Source organism: Brevibacterium renqingii (genome assembly GCF_017808095.1).
In the GTDB taxonomy this organism is placed as follows: Bacteria; Actinomycetota; Actinomycetes; order Actinomycetales; family Brevibacteriaceae; genus Brevibacterium; species Brevibacterium renqingii.
Genome location: NZ_JADBHG010000001.1, coordinates 586,302 through 603,607, shown reverse-complemented (window position 1 = coordinate 603,607; position 17,306 = coordinate 586,302). Strand labels below are relative to the sequence as shown.

10 protein-coding genes are annotated in these 17,306 nt (G+C 56.9%); 4 read left to right on the top strand and 6 right to left on the bottom strand.

Annotated features, from left to right (window positions below):
• The first annotated feature begins 11 nt into the window (after positions 1-11).
• Both IIE29_RS02660 and IIE29_RS02655 read left to right on the top strand, forming a co-directional pair.
• A complete protein-coding gene (locus IIE29_RS02660) occupies positions 12-2,132 on the top strand; it encodes an acyltransferase family protein (protein ID WP_209323625.1) in 2,121 nt (706 codons plus the stop codon).
• A 109-nt stretch (positions 2,133-2,241) separates the two neighbouring features.
• On the top strand, positions 2,242-4,899 hold the full coding sequence (locus tag IIE29_RS02655) for a hypothetical protein (protein ID WP_209323624.1): 2,658 nt from the start codon (positions 2,242-2,244) through the stop codon (positions 4,897-4,899).
• A 149-nt stretch (positions 4,900-5,048) separates the two neighbouring features.
• Here IIE29_RS02655 and IIE29_RS02650 read toward each other — a convergent pair whose 3' ends face one another.
• Positions 5,049-5,924 carry a hypothetical protein gene (locus tag IIE29_RS02650; protein WP_209323623.1) on the bottom strand — a complete coding sequence of 292 codons (876 nt, stop codon included), beginning with the start codon at positions 5,922-5,924 and terminating at the stop codon, positions 5,049-5,051.
• On the opposite strand from IIE29_RS02650, the gene IIE29_RS02645 reads away from it, so the two are divergent.
• Complete coding sequence (locus IIE29_RS02645; RefSeq protein ID WP_209323622.1) at positions 5,886-6,833, top strand: glycosyltransferase; 948 nt, start codon at positions 5,886-5,888, stop codon at positions 6,831-6,833. The genes IIE29_RS02650 and IIE29_RS02645 overlap by 39 nt on opposite strands.
• Before the next feature lie 55 nt (positions 6,834-6,888).
• Here the strand turns inward: IIE29_RS02645 and IIE29_RS02640 are convergent, their stop codons facing one another.
• From IIE29_RS02640 to IIE29_RS02630, 3 genes are all read right to left on the bottom strand, one after another.
• Positions 6,889-8,205 carry a CDP-glycerol glycerophosphotransferase family protein gene (locus tag IIE29_RS02640; RefSeq protein ID WP_216629498.1) on the bottom strand — a complete coding sequence of 439 codons (1,317 nt, stop codon included), beginning with the start codon at positions 8,203-8,205 and terminating at the stop codon, positions 6,889-6,891.
• A gap of 201 nt (positions 8,206-8,406) precedes the next feature.
• Positions 8,407-10,218 carry a glycosyltransferase gene (locus IIE29_RS02635; RefSeq protein ID WP_209323621.1) on the bottom strand — a complete coding sequence of 604 codons (1,812 nt, stop codon included), beginning with the start codon at positions 10,216-10,218 and terminating at the stop codon, positions 8,407-8,409.
• Positions 10,219-10,257: 39 nt separating this feature from the next.
• Complete coding sequence (locus IIE29_RS02630) at positions 10,258-13,677, bottom strand: CDP-glycerol glycerophosphotransferase family protein (RefSeq protein ID WP_343071767.1); 3,420 nt, start codon at positions 13,675-13,677, stop codon at positions 10,258-10,260.
• A 226-nt stretch (positions 13,678-13,903) separates the two neighbouring features.
• Here IIE29_RS02630 and IIE29_RS02625 point away from each other — a divergent pair, with 226 nt between their 5' ends.
• On the top strand, positions 13,904-15,373 hold the full coding sequence (locus IIE29_RS02625; protein WP_246475646.1) for a polysaccharide pyruvyl transferase family protein: 1,470 nt from the start codon (positions 13,904-13,906) through the stop codon (positions 15,371-15,373).
• Between the two features lie 12 nt (positions 15,374-15,385).
• Here IIE29_RS02625 and IIE29_RS02620 read toward each other — a convergent pair whose 3' ends face one another.
• Together IIE29_RS02620 and IIE29_RS02615 are read right to left on the bottom strand one after the other, a co-directional pair.
• On the bottom strand, positions 15,386-16,450 hold the full coding sequence (locus IIE29_RS02620; protein WP_209323620.1) for a Stealth CR1 domain-containing protein: 1,065 nt from the start codon (positions 16,448-16,450) through the stop codon (positions 15,386-15,388).
• A gap of 451 nt (positions 16,451-16,901) precedes the next feature.
• Positions 16,902-17,096 (bottom strand): hypothetical protein, encoded by a 195-nt coding sequence (locus tag IIE29_RS02615; protein ID WP_209323619.1) that lies wholly within the window; start codon positions 17,094-17,096, stop codon positions 16,902-16,904.
• Positions 17,097-17,306: the final 210 nt, after the last annotated feature.

Here is a 17,306-nt window from a genome sequence, read left to right as displayed (position 1 = left end):
GGAGCCGATTCATGCAGTCGTCAGCCCCCGTTGCTGAAAACTCCCCCCAAGCGACCGCTGCACCCAAGACTTCGGGCTTCCGTGCCGATATCCAGGGGCTGCGAGCCTTGGCCGTGGGAATCGTGCTCCTCTACCACCTCTGGCCGGATCGCTTCCACGGCGGGTTCGCCGGTGTCGACGTCTTCTTCGTCATCTCGGGCTTCCTCATCACCAGCCACCTGATCAATAAACCTCCACGCAGCTGGGGCGACATTGCGAGATTCTGGGCGCGAAGGATCCGACGACTTCTTCCGGCTTCACTCCTCGTCCTGTTCGTCGTCGGTATCGGCACCTTCCTCGCAGCACCTCAGTCGATGTGGGCCGATACGGGACGGCAGATCGTCTCGGCAGCGCTGTACGTCGTCAACTGGGACTTCGCGATCTCGAGCGTCGACTATCTGGCAGCTGACAACGCTCCCTCTCCGGTGCAGCATTTCTGGTCGCTGTCGGTCGAAGAGCAGTTCTACTTCGTATGGCCGATGATCATCGGGCTGGCCTTCCTCATCGCCACGAAGGTCGGCCGGTCCAAACGGGTCGTCGGCTTCACCATCCTCGGAGTCTTCCTCGCTTCCTTCGTCTTCTCTGTGTGGTACACGGCTGCAGAGCCGGCGATGGCGTACTTCGTCACGCCGACTCGGATGTGGGAGCTGGCAACCGGCGGCCTCGTCGCAGTCTTCGTGATCTATGTCCGCCCTCAGCGCCTGCCATTCAGCTCGCTGCTCGGATGGATCGGACTGGCCGGAATAGTCATGGGCACGTTCCTCATCCGTGCAGACATGCCGTTCCCCGGCTATATCGCCCTCGTCCCGGTGGCCTCGACGGCCCTCGTCATACTCGCTGACTCGCGTGGTCGCAGATCCGTCCTTCCGTTGCTGTCGTTGAGGCCGGTGCGCTTTCTCGGCGATATCTCGTACTCCGTCTATCTCTGGCACTGGCCGCTCATCGTTCTCGTGCCCTATTTCTCGGAGAAGCTGGGCGCCTCGGAGAGCCTGGGAGTCTTGGACAACATTGCGATCATCCTCGTTTCGATCCTGGCGGCGTGGGCTTCGACGACGTGGGTCGAGAACCGGTTCCGCAAAGCCTCGCTCTTGGGCAGCTCGCAGAGGACCTTCGCCTTCGCGGCACTCGCCATGGCCCTCGTCGCCGCCCTCGGACTGAGCCAGATGGTCGTTGCCAACAAGATCGTCGAGCAGAACGAGGATCGGCTCCAATCGGCACTGGATGATCCGGACTCCTGCCTCGGCGCTGCGATTCTGCTTCCCGGGGCGAAAGACAATCCGAACTGCGAAGGAATGGACTCCTTGCAGATGGAACCGGCCGCTGCCAAGAACGACAAATCGAAAGCCTACGCTGACGGCTGCTGGGCAAGCGCCCCGTATCGCAAGAAGCCCGAATGCACCTACGGCGACGGTTCGAAGCATGTGGCCCTTGTCGGCAACTCTCACGCAGGACATTGGCTGCCGACTCTGGAGCGGTTGGCCGACAAGAACGATTGGACCATCACCACGTTCCTGGCATCGAACTGCAGCATCTCGACACTGCCGCAGCAGCTGTCGACGCAGGGAGAGACCAAGGGGTGTCAGGACTACTCCGACTGGGTCGTCGATCGGACGACTCAAGGCGGGTTCGATGCAGTGATCACCTCCGAACGTCAGTCCACACCGCTCCAGGGCATGGGGTGGGACGAGACCGAGAAGAAGGCACCTGAAGGGCACCGTGACATACTTCAGAGCTGGATCGACGCGAAGCTCGACGTCGTGGTCGTGAGGGACACCCCCTACCCTGGCGGGGAAGACATCAGCGTGCCCGACTGCGTGGCCAAGCATGAGGACGAACTCGAAGAATGCTCCGGAACTCCGGAATCATGGCACTGGATGGACCCTCTCGCAGCCTCTGCGAGAACCTTCGATTCGAAGAGAATGTCCATCGTGTACCCGCAGGACTGGTTCTGCCCGGACGGACGCTGTGAACCAGTCATCGGCGGAGTCATCACGTACTTCGACACCGCCCACATCACCGCCACCTACGCGAAGACACTGGCGCCGCAATTCGATGCAAGCCTCCGTCGAACCGGACTGGGCACTTTCGACTGACCCAACCGGAAGCGTCAGTTCATCGAACTGACAGTCAAGTCGGATACTGTGACCCTGATCGATCCCGACTACCGAATGTTCACCGAAACCTCTGCAAAGGACGAGACGAGTGACCGATAGACGAAACACCGCCGACCGGTACATCAGCAAAGGAAGAGAACTGATCAAACCCGTAGTCCACGGCGTTGCTCGTCGTGCCCTGCCGGTGGTGGAGCGAGCATCAGGCACGAAGTACGTCCGAGAACGCGCTGGCGGGGGAGCAGGGAGTGGGAAATCGGCTGGAACTCCGAAGAAGACCGCGGCAGCCACCGCTCGGGCGTACCGCAAGCTTGCAACCTCTCTCAAAGGCAATACAGCCAAGGACATCGACGGTTGGACCGTCGCACCCTCCACGCGAGAGGTCGACGCCAAAGCACGACAGCTGACGCGGATCAAGGCACACGCCGCCCTGTCAGAATCCCTGGCCGCCGGGGCGTCCTTCGGAGTCTCGACCGTCGCGTCGGGGAGAGCTTTCATCGCGGGTGGTCTGCAAACGGAGGCAGTCTCCATCGGACTGAGTCTCCGCAGTCAGCCCGGGAACGAGGAAGCCGGCCGAGCCCTGCTGGGGATGGCGTATCAGCGCTCTTCCGATCCGGAGGTGGCATGGTCAGAATTCGCCCGGATCGACGATCGGGAAATCATCGTCGCCGCAGCCGAAGAATACTATCCGACAGCCATCGATTCCCTTGGGCGTGATGCACTGACGCTCGTGGAACGTTCGAATGAGTCGGGAGAGACGGACAGGTGGAGCGACAGGGCCGTACTGCGCACTGCCGAGTCAGCCTTCTGCATCGATGCTTTCGACCATGTCCGCACACTTGCCGAAGCTCGCCTCGAGCAGGACTCGGACGAACTCGACCCTGCAGTGGGCTATGAGCTCAAGCGAATGCTCGACTGGCTGCCCGGCGGAAAGCACTTGGAACCGCTTCCGACGACTGCACGCAAACGCAACTTCGGGGTGCTCAGCTACGACCAGCCGGGCATCCGATCCCGCAACATCGGCGACTACATCCAGACGATCGCCTCGATCGGACATCTGCTCCGCTATGAGAACCTCAGTTTCTCCGGCGACCAAGGGCTCACCGGACTCTTCGCGAAACTTCGCCAATCGGTCAAAGACGAACGGAAGTACGCGGGACCGGAAGCTGAACTCAACCTCGTCGAGGTCTACCGCGACGGCAACGTCTATCAGGACATCCCCGAAGACACGTGGTACATCGCATTCGGCTGGTACATGCACGACATCTTCGGGAAGTCATTCAACATCCCCTTCCACCCGAACCTGCGCCCGATCCTTCTGTCCGTATTCGTCCGCTATCCGGAGATGCTCACGCAGGACGCCATCGCCTACCTGAAGAAATACGGTCCCGTCGGATGCCGTGACTGGCAGTCCGTCGCAGTCCTCCGTGCCGTGGGAGTGCCCGCATTCTTCTCCGGCTGCCTGACGACAACCGTCGATACGCTGTTTCCTGCGCCGTCGGCGGACCGTCGCACCGGTACGCTGCGCGTCGACTGGACGAAGGACGGCAAGGGACCGAAGAAGAAGCAGACCGTCACAGCGATCCGAGACAAGTCGTTCCCGGAAAACCTCGAACTGGCCCGCAACTGGGTCGCTGACTATGCCTATAAGTACAAACAGGTCCTCACGTCTCGCCTGCACGCGAATCTTCCGGCGCGATCGGTAGGCGCCGAAGTCCAATTCGAGCCGAAGAACAAATCAGATTCCCGCTTCGGTGGGCTGATCGGTATCGATGAAACCGAGTTCGACGCCATCCGGGACGGTATTCTGGACAAGCTGTCCGTGCTGCTGCCGCTCATTGCCGGCGGCGCTTCCGAAGACGAGATCTACGCGAAGTGGGTGGAGATCACCGCGGACGACATGGCTGTTGCGGACGAATATCTCGCTTCGGCACAGCTGCCTCGTGCAGAGAGCACAGCTATCGCAGCAGCGGTGAGCAAGGTCGAACGACCAGTGCCCGAACCTCAGGTCACGGACGTCTTCATGACGGTCGAGAAGGGTGAACAGACTCTGGTCTCCACCGCGGTTGAGACCCTCGACGCTCATGCTTCACAGCGTTATCGAGTGTGGCTGCCGTCGGGTGCGTTGAGTGCGGCGCAAGTCGACGATCTGCAGCCGCGCCTGTCCAAGGGAGACGTTCACGTCCTCGCACCTGTGTCCTTCGACGACATTGCGAACACGAACGATCTGGTGCAGGCTCTGCTGCCGGCATTGTTCCCCGACCACGACCGCCTCGTCGTCATGCCCGCCGCAGCAGAAGTGTCGGCCGACGTCGCCGAACTCTCGACCATTGATCTCGACGATGTTCTTGTCGCTGCGAAGCATGATGTCAGGAAGAACCGGACGAGTGGGCTCACCCTGATGAGGCGGATAGCGAGCTCCTTCGGAGAAGACCATGTCGGTGCTCTCAAGTTCGTCTTCGCGAGCCACTCCGGCATGAGCGAGGACTTCGTTCCCTTCGATCCGCAGATCATGGTGCTCAACCTGAACGAGCTGCGCAGCGACAGCATCGTCGAGCGCGTCGTGGGTCTGCTGTCAGACGTCGATATCAGCTACGTCGATGCGCTGCAGATCGCAGTCGGCGGCCGGTATCGCGAACTCGACAGCGAGTGGAATGTCTGCGCACAGTGGGAGACATCGGACAGCCCCAAGATCGTCAATTGGCGTCGTCAAGCACATCACTATGGTCAGATGGCATTGAACCGGTGAACTCCGTCTTTTGTAGCACGGCTCTGAGCTCCATCTGAGGAGAGGTAACAACTGTGGAAATGATTGCACGACCGTCCCGCGGCGCTGACGACAACAGCCGATCGTGCGAACCTCCTCTGGGGACCGACGAAGTGCACGTCTATAACGTCTTATGGGGCATTCCCGAATCCATGGGAGGAATGACGACGGCTGCGCTCCGGCGGATACGGAGCTTCCAGAAGTACGGCAGACCACTGTCTCAGACGGTCCTGACCTTCAGCCCACGGATGGACCCCGATGAGACTCGCGCTCGGCTGGTCTCCCAAGGGAAGATGCAAGATGACGTCGAGCTGGTCAATATCTGGCAGGATCTGCGCGGCAGAACCGAAACGGAGCTGAACGCATTGGCAGGAGAGCCGTTGCGTGCCCCGGTTCCCGAAGAAGACGGTGAAGTCGAGAACATCACCGCTTTCTACGACACGTTCCGCAGTCCACGCACCGGTAAGGTCATCCGCCGCAATTATCATCGAGCCGATGGAAGTCTGCTGCTCACCGACGTCCGCGATCCGAAATTGGGAACCCGATTCATCCTCCATTCTCCCTCGGGAGCGCCCATGACGGAGTGGAACCGCCCCCGTGACTTCTACAATGCATGGATCTCTGCATTTGTGACGAAGGAACCGGCCGTGGTCATCGTCGATGACAAGAAGGTCAGTGAGTTCATCCACGAGATCGCGGATCGGAGCTTCGCACTCGTCCTGTTCCTTCATGGAACTCACCTCCGCCACCCGTGGAATGGAAACCACGGGCAGGTGCTGCCATACAGGGCAGACACGATGCGCAACTTCGATCGCTTCGACATCGTCGGGGTCCAGACCAAGCAACAGGCCGATGCCATCAGAGCCATGGGCTTCGCAGGAGATAATATTCGGCTGTTGACGGGGGAGCTGCCAGCAGGATCGGTTCTGTCCGATGCACAGGTGCAGCGACCATTGAACCAGGCGGTGATGATTGCGAACCTCGTTGCCCTCAAACGCGTGGATCATCCGATCCGCGCAGTGTCGAAGCTGCGGGACCGAGGAATCGACGTCTCCCTGACAGTCCTCGGTGAGGGGCCTGAGAGACGGAAGTTGGAGAAGCTCATCGCCGCGCTCGATGTCGGAGACCGTGTTGAACTGTCTGGGTACGTCAACGATGTGCCGAACAAACTGAAGTCCGCCTCATTCTGCATGCTGACCAGTGCGAGCGAGGGGCTTCCGCTCTCGCTCATGGAATCGATGGGAGCAGGCTGCATCCCCATCGTGTACGACATCACCTACGGTCCCAGGGACCTGATCGAGCCGGGAGAGAACGGTTTTATCACGCCAAGAGGCGATATCGATGCGCTTGCCGACAAGATCGAATACTTTCTCTCTCTGAAACCGGAGACAGTCGAGACTATGCGCAAGTCGGCGAGGAATACTGTCGAACGCTATCTTCCCGAAGTCGGCTACGAACGGTGGAAGACCGTCCTCGAAGAGCTGCGTCCCTCGAGCAGGCACAATGATCCGATCAGGGAACCGGTTTCACCAATCGCGGCGAAGAAGCTCAAGTGCGAGCAGACGGCTCGGGGAAGCCGAATCGAGGTTCAGCTCGACCAGGTCGATCCGTCGATCGCTGAGACCCTGGAGATGGTCGTTGCAGCGCGCCACCTCAATACATTCTTCATCTGCCGGAACCCCATGGTTTCAAGTCGCAGACGAGGCCGAAGGCTTGTCCTCTCCTTCGATGTAGACGATGAGAAGTTCTCTGAATCAGCTGGTGAGACTTTCGACGTCTACTTGCGGAGACCACAAGATCTGTGGTTGTCGAAACGACGGATCAGGACTCCGAGACGGTACGGGTCCGACCGCACCGGAGCGTGGGAATGGTACACAACGAAGCGCGGAAACCTCTCCGTTCGCCCCTGCACTTAGACTGCGACGGCAGAACGACCTTGCTCCTCCGGTGCAAAGGTCGGGAGCTCAATAGCTATTCGGCAGTGGATTCGTCACTGGACTCAGCGTTGATGCTCTCAGAATGGAACTTCGTCAGTTCGACGGCTCGATTGGCAATGAGCTTGGACACGGCCTCAGTGAATAATGCCATTGAGGTTCCTCTCTCGCCTTCACCGAAATAGTGTCGCCTGAGCTCGTGCCTGGCTCCAGCCGAGGCGTCTATATTGAGCATGTCGATAAGCATCGACTTCACGCCTTCGACCGTCGATTCGTCGATAATGGGGGTCGCCCGACTGATCGGAGCCTCAGCATTGAGTTTCGCGGTGTCGCTACGACGATCCGTCAGAACCAGTGGCTTGTTCGACTGAAGATAGAGAAAATCAAGCCCGACACTGGAGATATCAGTGATGAGCAGATCGACCGTGTCGAACATGGCAAGGATGTCTCCCTGCATGAGCACTTGGTGTTGCAGAGACTCGTCGGCAATGAATTCGTTGGCTCCTTCAATGAGCTCAAGGATTCGCGCGTTCGCCTGTGCCATAGCAGGGTCTTTGGACGATTCGACACGGGGGTGAGGCTTATAAATCAGCCGAGTATCTGGGATCTGAAGGGCGGCTTCGACGATCTGTGGTCCGAAGAGGTCGACCGACGTGTAATTGTTCGAGTCATTCTCACCCTCCCAGGTGGGCGCATACATGATTGTCCGCACCGTCGAGGGCTCGAGTTCCAATGGTCTGTCGATATCCAGCTGTGGCCGACCCACCTTGATCAATGAGCTTTCGTCGAAATCGATGAGAGCGCGTCGATGTCTCTCAATCGCAGCATCACCAGCGACGAACACCTTGTCGTAGGATTTTGCCTGGTTGGAGACCATACTCAGCTTGTCTGACTCGCCATGATTGACATGGACGTGCACCATCGGGGCGAAGCCCAATGATTGGAAGTTCGTCACCCCATTGTTGACGTAGAGGGCCAGTTTGAAGTCGTTCGCATGATAGAAGGTGTGCAACGGGTCGAAGCGTCGTTTGAACACGACGGGCAGGCGGGTAGTCTCCAACGCTCGCAGCAAGGCAGATCCCTTGCGCAGGACCAGTACGACTCTGTGTCTCTTGTGCAGCTCCTCGAGCACCGGGATCCACTGTTCGAGTTGGTAGAACTTGGAACTCCGGTCGCCGAAGTAGACGACAACTTCGGCCCTGACATAGCTGCCATCATATTCATCTTCGAGACGGTTCCACCGCTCAGTGCCTCTGATCCACTTGCTTGTTGATTTCCAAGCGGACGATCGCACAGCCCACAGGGCAGTATTACGGGCCAGATTCTTCACGGTGAGCCTTTCAAGTGCGGGCATGCAAAGACGAGTACTTTCGGCGAATTTGCCAACACCCCATGGTACGGACAAAACCCAAAGACTTCTGTTCGCAGCTTGTGAAGTTGATCAATGTCTCTGTGCGCAACAGCTTCGTCCCCTACCACTGCTGTACCCGCAGTGCCGCGTCCGTCACTTGCTAATAGCTCCACTGCTAGTCTGGTCACACTTTGAACTTGGAGGTCAGGGCTCTCTGAGCCTCAAGCTGAGGCTCCCGAATCTTGTCGGATACACCTCCATAGAACCGAATACCTGTGGTTCAAGATTTTTCGCTCCCTTGACGCGTAGCTGGCAGGGATTCCCGTCGACTCTCAAATCGATCCAAAAATCGATATGGCCACGATCGACTGCGGCAAAGTCATGTGTATACGCGCTCGATACTACCTGGGTCTTCCCTTCGGCTTCCTCGAGTCTGGCTGGCAACCGGCCGAAGCGACGCCCTTTCCTCTCGGTCCAAGACAGGAGTGCCCAATCCGGATTTAATGCTGCGTCCCCGTGCAATGTCACGCGCAGATTCATCTCGTTGCCCTCGATCAGGATGGCCGAGAGTTCGGCGCGCCCCTCGACTTCCGCTGGAGGACTCTTATCCTCTAGCACTTGGGTTAGCACTTTCCCCCATAATTTGGTGATTCTCTCAGGAGAGAAATCTTTGGCTCGCTGGGTTGCAGCCTTTCTCATCTGCCGCAGTTCCGCCTCGTCCATCGTTTGTAGGGCGATAATGCGACGGGCCATCGCGTTGATATCACCATCAGGAACTAGGTAGCCGTTGATGCCGTCCGTGATGATGTCCGCTGGACCGTACTTTATGTCGTAGGCGATCGGAATGCACCCGGCTGCCATGCTTTCCAACAGCACTAAGGGCTGACCTTCGTATTCGCTGGTAAGCAAAGTGAAAGATGACTCCTCGAATCTTTGTTTTGCGCGAGGGTCGTACCCTCTCAATGCAATGGCGTCCCCGACCTCCAGATCTGCGATGAGCTTCTCGAGGGAATCCTGGGCCTCGTCCGCTACTCCATAGACGTCGAAGGTGGCATCGGTCCCAGATTGACGCGCTCGGTGCACGGCAGCGATTGCGTGGTCGATGCGTTTCAGAAAAGTGGTGCGAGCAAGCATTACGCCCGAGCCGGGAACCCGTGGGCCGACACGGTTTACCGGCTCCGCGGTCGTCAAGTTCGGCAGCACGAACGCGTTGTCCATGACATAGTTGAGCGCAGTGAGGTCAGTATGCTGCGATTCCGTAAGGACAGCCAGCAAATCGAAACGCTCAACGTTCTTCAGTGCCGGAGTATAGGTCCATCCCAATCTTTCGGAGCGCTTCGTCGGATCGGCGGAATGCTTACTGTGGATCGTCTGGGCGATGACAACATTTTCGCGCTGATATTTGTGCAGATAGCGTGCAATGGGTGGCCCGTCGTTGATGATGATCGCGCGTTCGGAGCCGATCAGCCAGTCCAACCATGCGAAATAGAGCTCGTATTGTTCTTTCCACTGAGCAAGCGGGCGACCACGTGTGTCGAAGATGGCGGAATACTTCGGTTCGCCATCGTTTGGGAGTCGATAAGTGTGAAAGCGGGTACCGTCTTCCCGAAAGCGATCGGAACGCAGTGTCCTGCCCGAGGCGTCCAGGTCTTTGATCTCTGATCTGCCGTCAAAGTCGGGTAGCTCGGCGACGTCAACTGTGATCATTCCTGTTGAATGGGCTGCGATCTGAGCTAAATCTTGCGCACTCGCTCTCCTCAGATCCGCCCAGACGTTGCGAATTGTCACCTTTCTGCCGATTCTTCCTTCCTCGCGCAGTCGTGTCGTCAGAGCCTCAGGGCCGACGCCGTTGTTCGGGGACAAGGTGAGGATCTCGACGTGCCTGTTGTCGAGCTCAGCGAATGCATTGGCCCGTTGCAGACATGCGCTGGTCCTGCCTCCGAACGACTCGGGTATGCCACCGATGAGTCCGTAGATTGTCGCGTTGGGCAAATACTTGCTTCGGCGTATGAACATCGTTCCTCCATTACGCGCCGGAAATGGCGACAGACTGCTTTACAGCAGTCGGTCGATAACTCGGGCTGCCGCGTGGCCGTCATCATTGGGGGCGTACCTTAAGGCGAAGGACCGCAGCCGCTGCCGGTCTTCTTCCGTCACTTCGGTTGCTTTCTCGATTTCATTGAACAGTGCCTCCGGAGTTGTGACCACTGGCCCGGGTAGATCCGTGTCGTAATCGAGGTAAAAGCCGCGTAGATTATCTCGATAGTTCTCCAGATCATACGCAAAGAAGATAATGGGACGTTCGAGGGCCGCGTAGTCGAAGAACGAGGACGAATAGTCAGTGACCAACATGTCACTGGCTAGGAAGAGTTCATTGATATCGGGGAAGCCGCTGACATCAATTATGTTCGTTTTCAACGACTGTGGTATCTCGAGTTTCGTATTGATAAGGAAATGTGTACGTACGAGGAGGGTGACGTCCTCACCAAACCGCTCGACGAAGTGTTTCGGATCAAAGGGCCAGTCAAAGGCGAAACGGCCCCTCGAGGTCGGCTGATCATCTCGAAAAGTCGGCGCATAAAGCACCACGGTGTGATTCCGCGGTATCGAGAGGCGGTGGCGAATATTCGCTCGGATTTCGTGTGTGTTCGAGCCTCGTAGGACATCGTTCCTGGGATAGCCCAGCTCATAGACCTTGCCAGTGTATCCGTAGGAAGACCTCATCGCGTCGGTTGCATAGGGCGAAGGCGAGACCAAGGCGTTCCATTGAGCAGAAGCTTCTTTGACACGGTCGACATATCCTGGGTCTCGGCCGTAGAAGTTGTCCTGGTCGAGGAACATTCGTTTGAGTGGTGTTCCATGCCAGGTCTGAATGTAGGTCCCTTGTGACCTTCGGTGAATGTAGTTGGGAAAATTATGGTTGTTGACCCAATACTTTGCCGTGGCGAGATACCAGAAGAATGCTGGGGAGTGTCGTTTGACGACGGTCGTGTACTTATCAGTCACGGGAAGGCGTTTGTGGTAGATCCACACCTTGCGGCGAGTGTCTTCTCGCCTTACAAGCTCTTCGTGGATTGCGCGTGGGCTGTCGGCATACTGTTTCCCCTGCCCAGCTTCGAAAACGATCGTATCGTGATCGAGCGGTGCTAGACGCATCAGCTTGTACACCCGCTTCATCACCGGCAGGTAATATCTGCTTTTCCGCGCAACGCGGTAGGCCGACTGAGCTGTTTCACTCTGGACAAGGTCGGACAACGTGGTGGCGGGCTTAGACGAGTTCTGAATTGCTTGATAGATGCGCTCCCGACTTTGCGTGTCACGGTGAGCTAAGAATCTGTCGGCGCGAATTCGGTATTTCGGAGCCATTGCTCCGTCCGCCTCATAGGCAGCTTCAATTGCATCGACGACCTGTTCTTCTTCGGCGACGACTGGGCCGGGATACTCAGACACAGGATCGGCGTGAGGCTGCGCGAAACGGTGGTCGTCGAACTGGTAGTAGACAACGGGCTTATGGAGGAAAGCGAAGTCAAAAGCGACACTCGAATAGTCGGTGATGAGCATAGAGCTCTGTTTAAGCAGCAGCTGGACATCGATCTCTCCTTGGACGACGACACGGATTCCGGCTTCGCGGAAATGACCGCTGAACTGCTGCATGTTTGGGTGCAAGCAGAAGACTGGCGTCAGGTTGTATCTTTCGATCAACGAACGCATACGTTCGCTGGTGAGCAGCGAATTCCAACGTTGAAAATAGTCCGACTCGACGAATCTTTCCGGATCCTGAAGCCATGGTCGCCAGGTCGGCATGATCATGAGCTGGCCTTTGTCTACTTGGACATCGCCTGCGAGCAGAGCATCGAAGCGAGCGAATCCAGTCACGGCCACTTGCTCCGGAGCGTATCCGAAGTCTTTGACAAAGAACTCCTTCTCTCGCTCAGAGCAGACGGTGATGAGGTCCACGTCGAAACCGCTCACGAACTTCCCGTAGTTGGGTACCATCCACTTGGCCGCAGTGACTCCGTGTTGAAGAAATACCTTTTCGGCTCCCAGCGCTCTTGCGAACTTCGGTTCGCGTGTGGGATAGAGAAAATCGGGGTGATGCGTTCCGACGATCTTGTCTGCAGCTAAAGCCACTTGGATATGGTCGCGCGAACGGAAATCGATTACGTGGTCGTAGCCAGCAAGATTGACACGTTCCGGTGAATTCGGCTCGATAACATAGTAGGCATCTACTTCGGGATGCGCGTCACGTAGATATTTGAAGAACTGAAGCCCGTTGTCTTGGGCCTTATATGGCAACTCACCGACTAGCCATACCGGCTTACGCGTTGACGTCTTGGGACGATTCCATGAGTGGCGGTTCGAGACCAACCGTTGCATGTACTCGTATGCTTCTGTAGCGAAAGTCTCTAGGTGTAGCGACGGGTATTTTGCTTTGAACGTGTAGTACGGAATGATTGAGACGGTTTTCTCTCTGGTGGAAACCGTGCTACCCGTGGTTCCCTTTCGTACGAGGTACCGGGTCTTACCGACCCGGGCGCGTTTCGGTTCCTCTGAGAGGACTGGATCAAGGTCCAGATACAGGTCTGCGTTGTCATCGCTGATTTCATGAACTAGGCCATTGAAATCAAGCGTTGCCGAAAACTCGTAAAAATTGAGTCCAAATCGTCTCGTCGAAAGCTCTGATCTGGGCTCGAGACTAAGGGGTGCGGTGGCGCGAAACCCTGAAGTGCGACCGAGAACAACTAGTTTTCCGCTAACGTATTCGGTTCCGCGAGCAACAATCCTTCCGTTGATCTCGAGGATTCCGTCACGGACGAGGAGTTCATCGTTACGCACGGTAGCGTACGGCCGATGACGGCGATCGACCTCGATTACCAAGTGGCCGTTGCGATTGATGAGAGGGTAACAGTAGTGGTTAGTGGTCTCGTAGTAAGCGAAATTGGCCGTGTGAGTGCGCTTGGCTCGTCCGACACGGATCAGTGATACTGGGACGTTTTCATGTGTAGCTTCGAGACGTGACTTTGGCAGCTCTTCCGCGTCGTAGCCATCAAACTCAAGATACAGGCGAAGGGTGAGACCGTCCTCCGTTTCCTCTGCTTCGATTGCTTCGGGTGGAAGAGCTACAGTCCGCTTGGCGAGATTTTCGACGAGATCGTCAAGGTCGACAGTTATCGATCGAACAGTCGCATTTTCACCGTCCGTGTTGGATTGCTCGGAAACGTTTAACGAGCCGATGCGGTGCAAGTCACCTTCGTGCTCGACCCACAGGCCACTCGGCGTGATGTCCGAGACCGAAGTGAGATCGATGTGGAGGAGATTCTGAGCTTGAACGACGTCTAGTGATTTCAGTTTCGCTGATCGACCAGGAGATGTCTGCTTTGAGACTGACCTTACTCTGGCGACCTTTTTCATCGACCCTCTTGCAGTATTTAAGACACTGATCGCGGTGCGGGCGATGAAGTTCTGAATCTCCACTATCGGGTTCCTCCAAGAGGTGCTTGTCGTTCACGGGGTCACTGCGTTTAGTGTAGTTCTTCCTCGGACGTGGAAGTAGCAGGCATTGCCGTAGCAGGGGGCTGCCATCGCTGATGACCGAGGCCGGCTGCCAACTAGTCGAAGAGCACCGGCAGTGGCTAGAGTGGACTGAGAAGAGCGGCGGTCGCTGCGAACCAGCTGCAACAACGACAAGCAGGGATGATCCATGAGCAAGAGATACCTGATGAGGCTGGGAAAGAGTCCGTTCGAAGCGTTCGACGGATTCGACACGCTCGATCGCAATCCCATTGGACGTAACAATGGCAATCTGATTTTCGGTATGGCGGCCCATAAGTTGTTTTCAACGGTTGACACCAAGGTTGAAGCGAATCGATACAAAATTAACGGATCGATGGCAGCGAAAGTCAACGCAGAATACGATGGTTTCATTCTTCCGCTGGCCAATGCCTTTCGCCCTGGCTTCGAAGCTGAGCTGGCACGCACCACTGACTTTATCGAGAAGCTCACCATCCCGTTCCTCATGCTTTCGGGTGGTGCGCAACTTCCGTTGGACGGTGATCCGTCCGGGTTGAAAAAGATCGAACCGACCGTCAAACGGTTCGCGAAAGCAGTGCTCGAGAAGTCGAGTGCGCTGACTGTACGAGGTGAGCTGACAGCCGACTATCTAAAGTCTTTAGGATTTAAAGATGTCATCGTGGTGGGATGCCCCTCGATGACAATGAATGGCCGGGGCCACAGAGTGGATCGGGCTGATTCTCTTCCTCCCGGATCGGCAGTCGCCTACAATATTCAGACGAATAATCCGTTCGGCCAGCAGGTCATCATAGATGCGGAATCGAATTACGACGCCACGTACATGCCGCAGGATCTTGCTACATTGGAACTCATGTTGTGGGGGACTGCCCCGTACAGTGGGTACGACCGAGAATTGCCCCTTGAGCGGAGTCATCCGCAGTTTATGAATTCGAAAGCCCAGTTTCAGTTGGATGCCCCGACATGGATACGTCGTATGACTGAAATGAAGTTTTCCTTCGGGCCGCGAATCCACGGAAATATTGCGGCGATTCTGGCTGGCACCCCCGGCATAGTCCTCGCTCACGACGGTCGGACGCTCGAGCTATCGAAATATCATGGTATCCCGGCGATTGATCTGACGACCGAAGAATGCCCGGATACCGTCTACGAACTGTACGAGCGCGCCGACTTCTCCGAATTTAACCGCGGGCACGCGGAGCGCTTTGACAAGCTCAGCGATTTCATCCACGAGAACGGGTTCACGCATATTTACGACCCCGGCCAGGAGCGAGCGTTAGCAGACTACGAGGCGGGGCTGGCTGCGGTTGATTTTCCCTCACCGCAAACCAGTTTGTGGTTGGACAGCCGACCGGAGTTTGTGCGCATGACCTCTGTGTTACAACAGCGCTATCAGACGCTCAAGAAGGCCCAAAAGACGATGAAGCCTCGCCGTGATTCTGCCGACGATAGCGGAGGATACGAGGAGCGCATCGATGAGCTTGAGAAGCGCTTGGCGTCGGCCGAAGCTAAGGTGCAAGCGATGCAAGCCTCGGGCAAGAGCGTTCGTGGTAAAGCTGCCAGGAGTGAAGGGAAGCTGAGGAAGTTGCTTAACCTTTCTGCTGGTGCACGGAACTTCCTCGTCAAGCGCGATCGAAAGTAGAGGCGTCGTGTCCTAGCCGCATGGATTTTGACGTAGCCTATCTGGCTCGCGCTCGAAACTAGACGGAACGGGAAAACGGCTCTCGAAAAATCGACTAACAAGCTGATTTACCGCTCCTTCAGCTCCCTCACCCAAAGCGGTCTCATTGAGGCAGAACACGTCAAGGTCCGTGCGCCGCGCCACCCTGAGCAGACGTAGTTCGAGATCCGGCTCTTTGAGATCGACGAACTGATATCCGATTTGACCTTCAATGGATCGTCCTCTGGCGAAGGCGTCGAAATGGTGAAGCGACGACGGTATGGAAACGTCTTCGGGTGACCGGAACGGTGAAGCCGCAACCTTGGCAAACATCTGGGGATCCTCCAGTTCCATTGCCTCAAGCACTGGGCGCAGTTGAGGATGGGGGGTGTGCTTATAGCGATGGGTGAAGGTTCGTCCGTATTTGGTCAGAATGTGCTCCCGGCCCTGTTTGGCTGCCGAGATGATCGGTAGGTCGCGTGGAGACCACCCGCCGATATCGATGGGGACGACCGAACGGAAATGTTTCGCCAGACCATTGGCAGTGAAGAACAGCTCAGGATCGGTTGGCCGCAGGAAGAAGCAATCGTCGTTGAGATATAAGTAGCGATCGGCGAGACCGGGAATGTGGTGGAGCTGAGATTCAATGGCGTGCGAGTTGAAGACAGGTAGCAAGTTGGGATCAGAGAAAATCTCGCGGTGATCTACAACTGTGATTTTTGGGTGGTCGACGTCTAGCCACGGCGGTATCTGTCCATCTGTAACAATGAAGATTCGACGCGCCCACGATGCATAGTACTCAATTGAACGCAACGAATACTTGAGCTCGTCACGTGAGATGAACCGCGATTCTGAGAGCGAGCTCGGCTCTGTCGTCCTCAAGTCGAGGTTATCGCGAGAAGCACACATTCGCGCCCGCCACTCGGGATCAGACCCGTCCACCCAGGTATAAACAATGTCGACTGGTTCTTGCAGTACTCGCAGATGTGGAGCGGGCAGTCGGATCCGGGCATCGTTCCGAAGAGCATGTTCCCAGATGGTGGGTTCAATGTAGTCCACCGTGAGGGGTTTATGTGTATGACGCCGGTAAAGGGTCCCGGGCAAATGGAACGATCCATCGCCCCGGGGAACGTCAGAGCCTGCCTGCTTCCATAACTCTATGGTGATCGTCTGAGCACGCGTTGTGAGTTCTCGTCCATTCGGCGCTTTGCGCCGTCGAAGACACTCGATACTGGCGATTTGCTCGGGACGACGTCGGGCAGTCCGCAGAGGTAGCTTCGCGCCGCGGACATTCCGAATGCGAATAGTCCATGTCGAGTCTGTAGTGTCTTCCGACGTCCTTAGGGGCAGACCGCGTCGGAGCGCAGTCAACGCAGCGTGAGTCTCGTTTTCGTTAACGACCAGTGTAGGACCGAACAAGCTTAGTCGCGGTAGCTCCGCAAAGTCGATGCCGGCGGTGGATAATACTTCACGTACCTCCGCGAGCGACTGACGCTGCTCTAGACGGGAATCATACGACCTCATTCTTTCCGAGGAGCTCCTCGACCTTGACAAGCGTCCTTTCCCGTCCGGCAGCTGTTGCCACGTCTGCTCCACGTGCAGAGTCCGGGAAATCCAGGCTTTGCGCCGAGGGGTCAGCTTGTTGGCGATGAATGAGCGCACCGATGACGGTGAATACCACATTTTTGTCCGCCTCCTGCGTCATGAAGAGATATGGCACATCCGGCCCGGCGGTCGGAGCTGCTGGTGAAATACTCTATCCTCTGTGCAACACGTGTTGTCGTCAAATCGCCGTCAACGTTCTAATGTCTTGTCTGCGGTGACATTTTCGGTCGGAGACAGAGCTGGCATGCAGAATTTAGAGACCCAGAGTGAGATTTTAGGACACTCCTGAAACCGCGCCGGCCTGCACCAC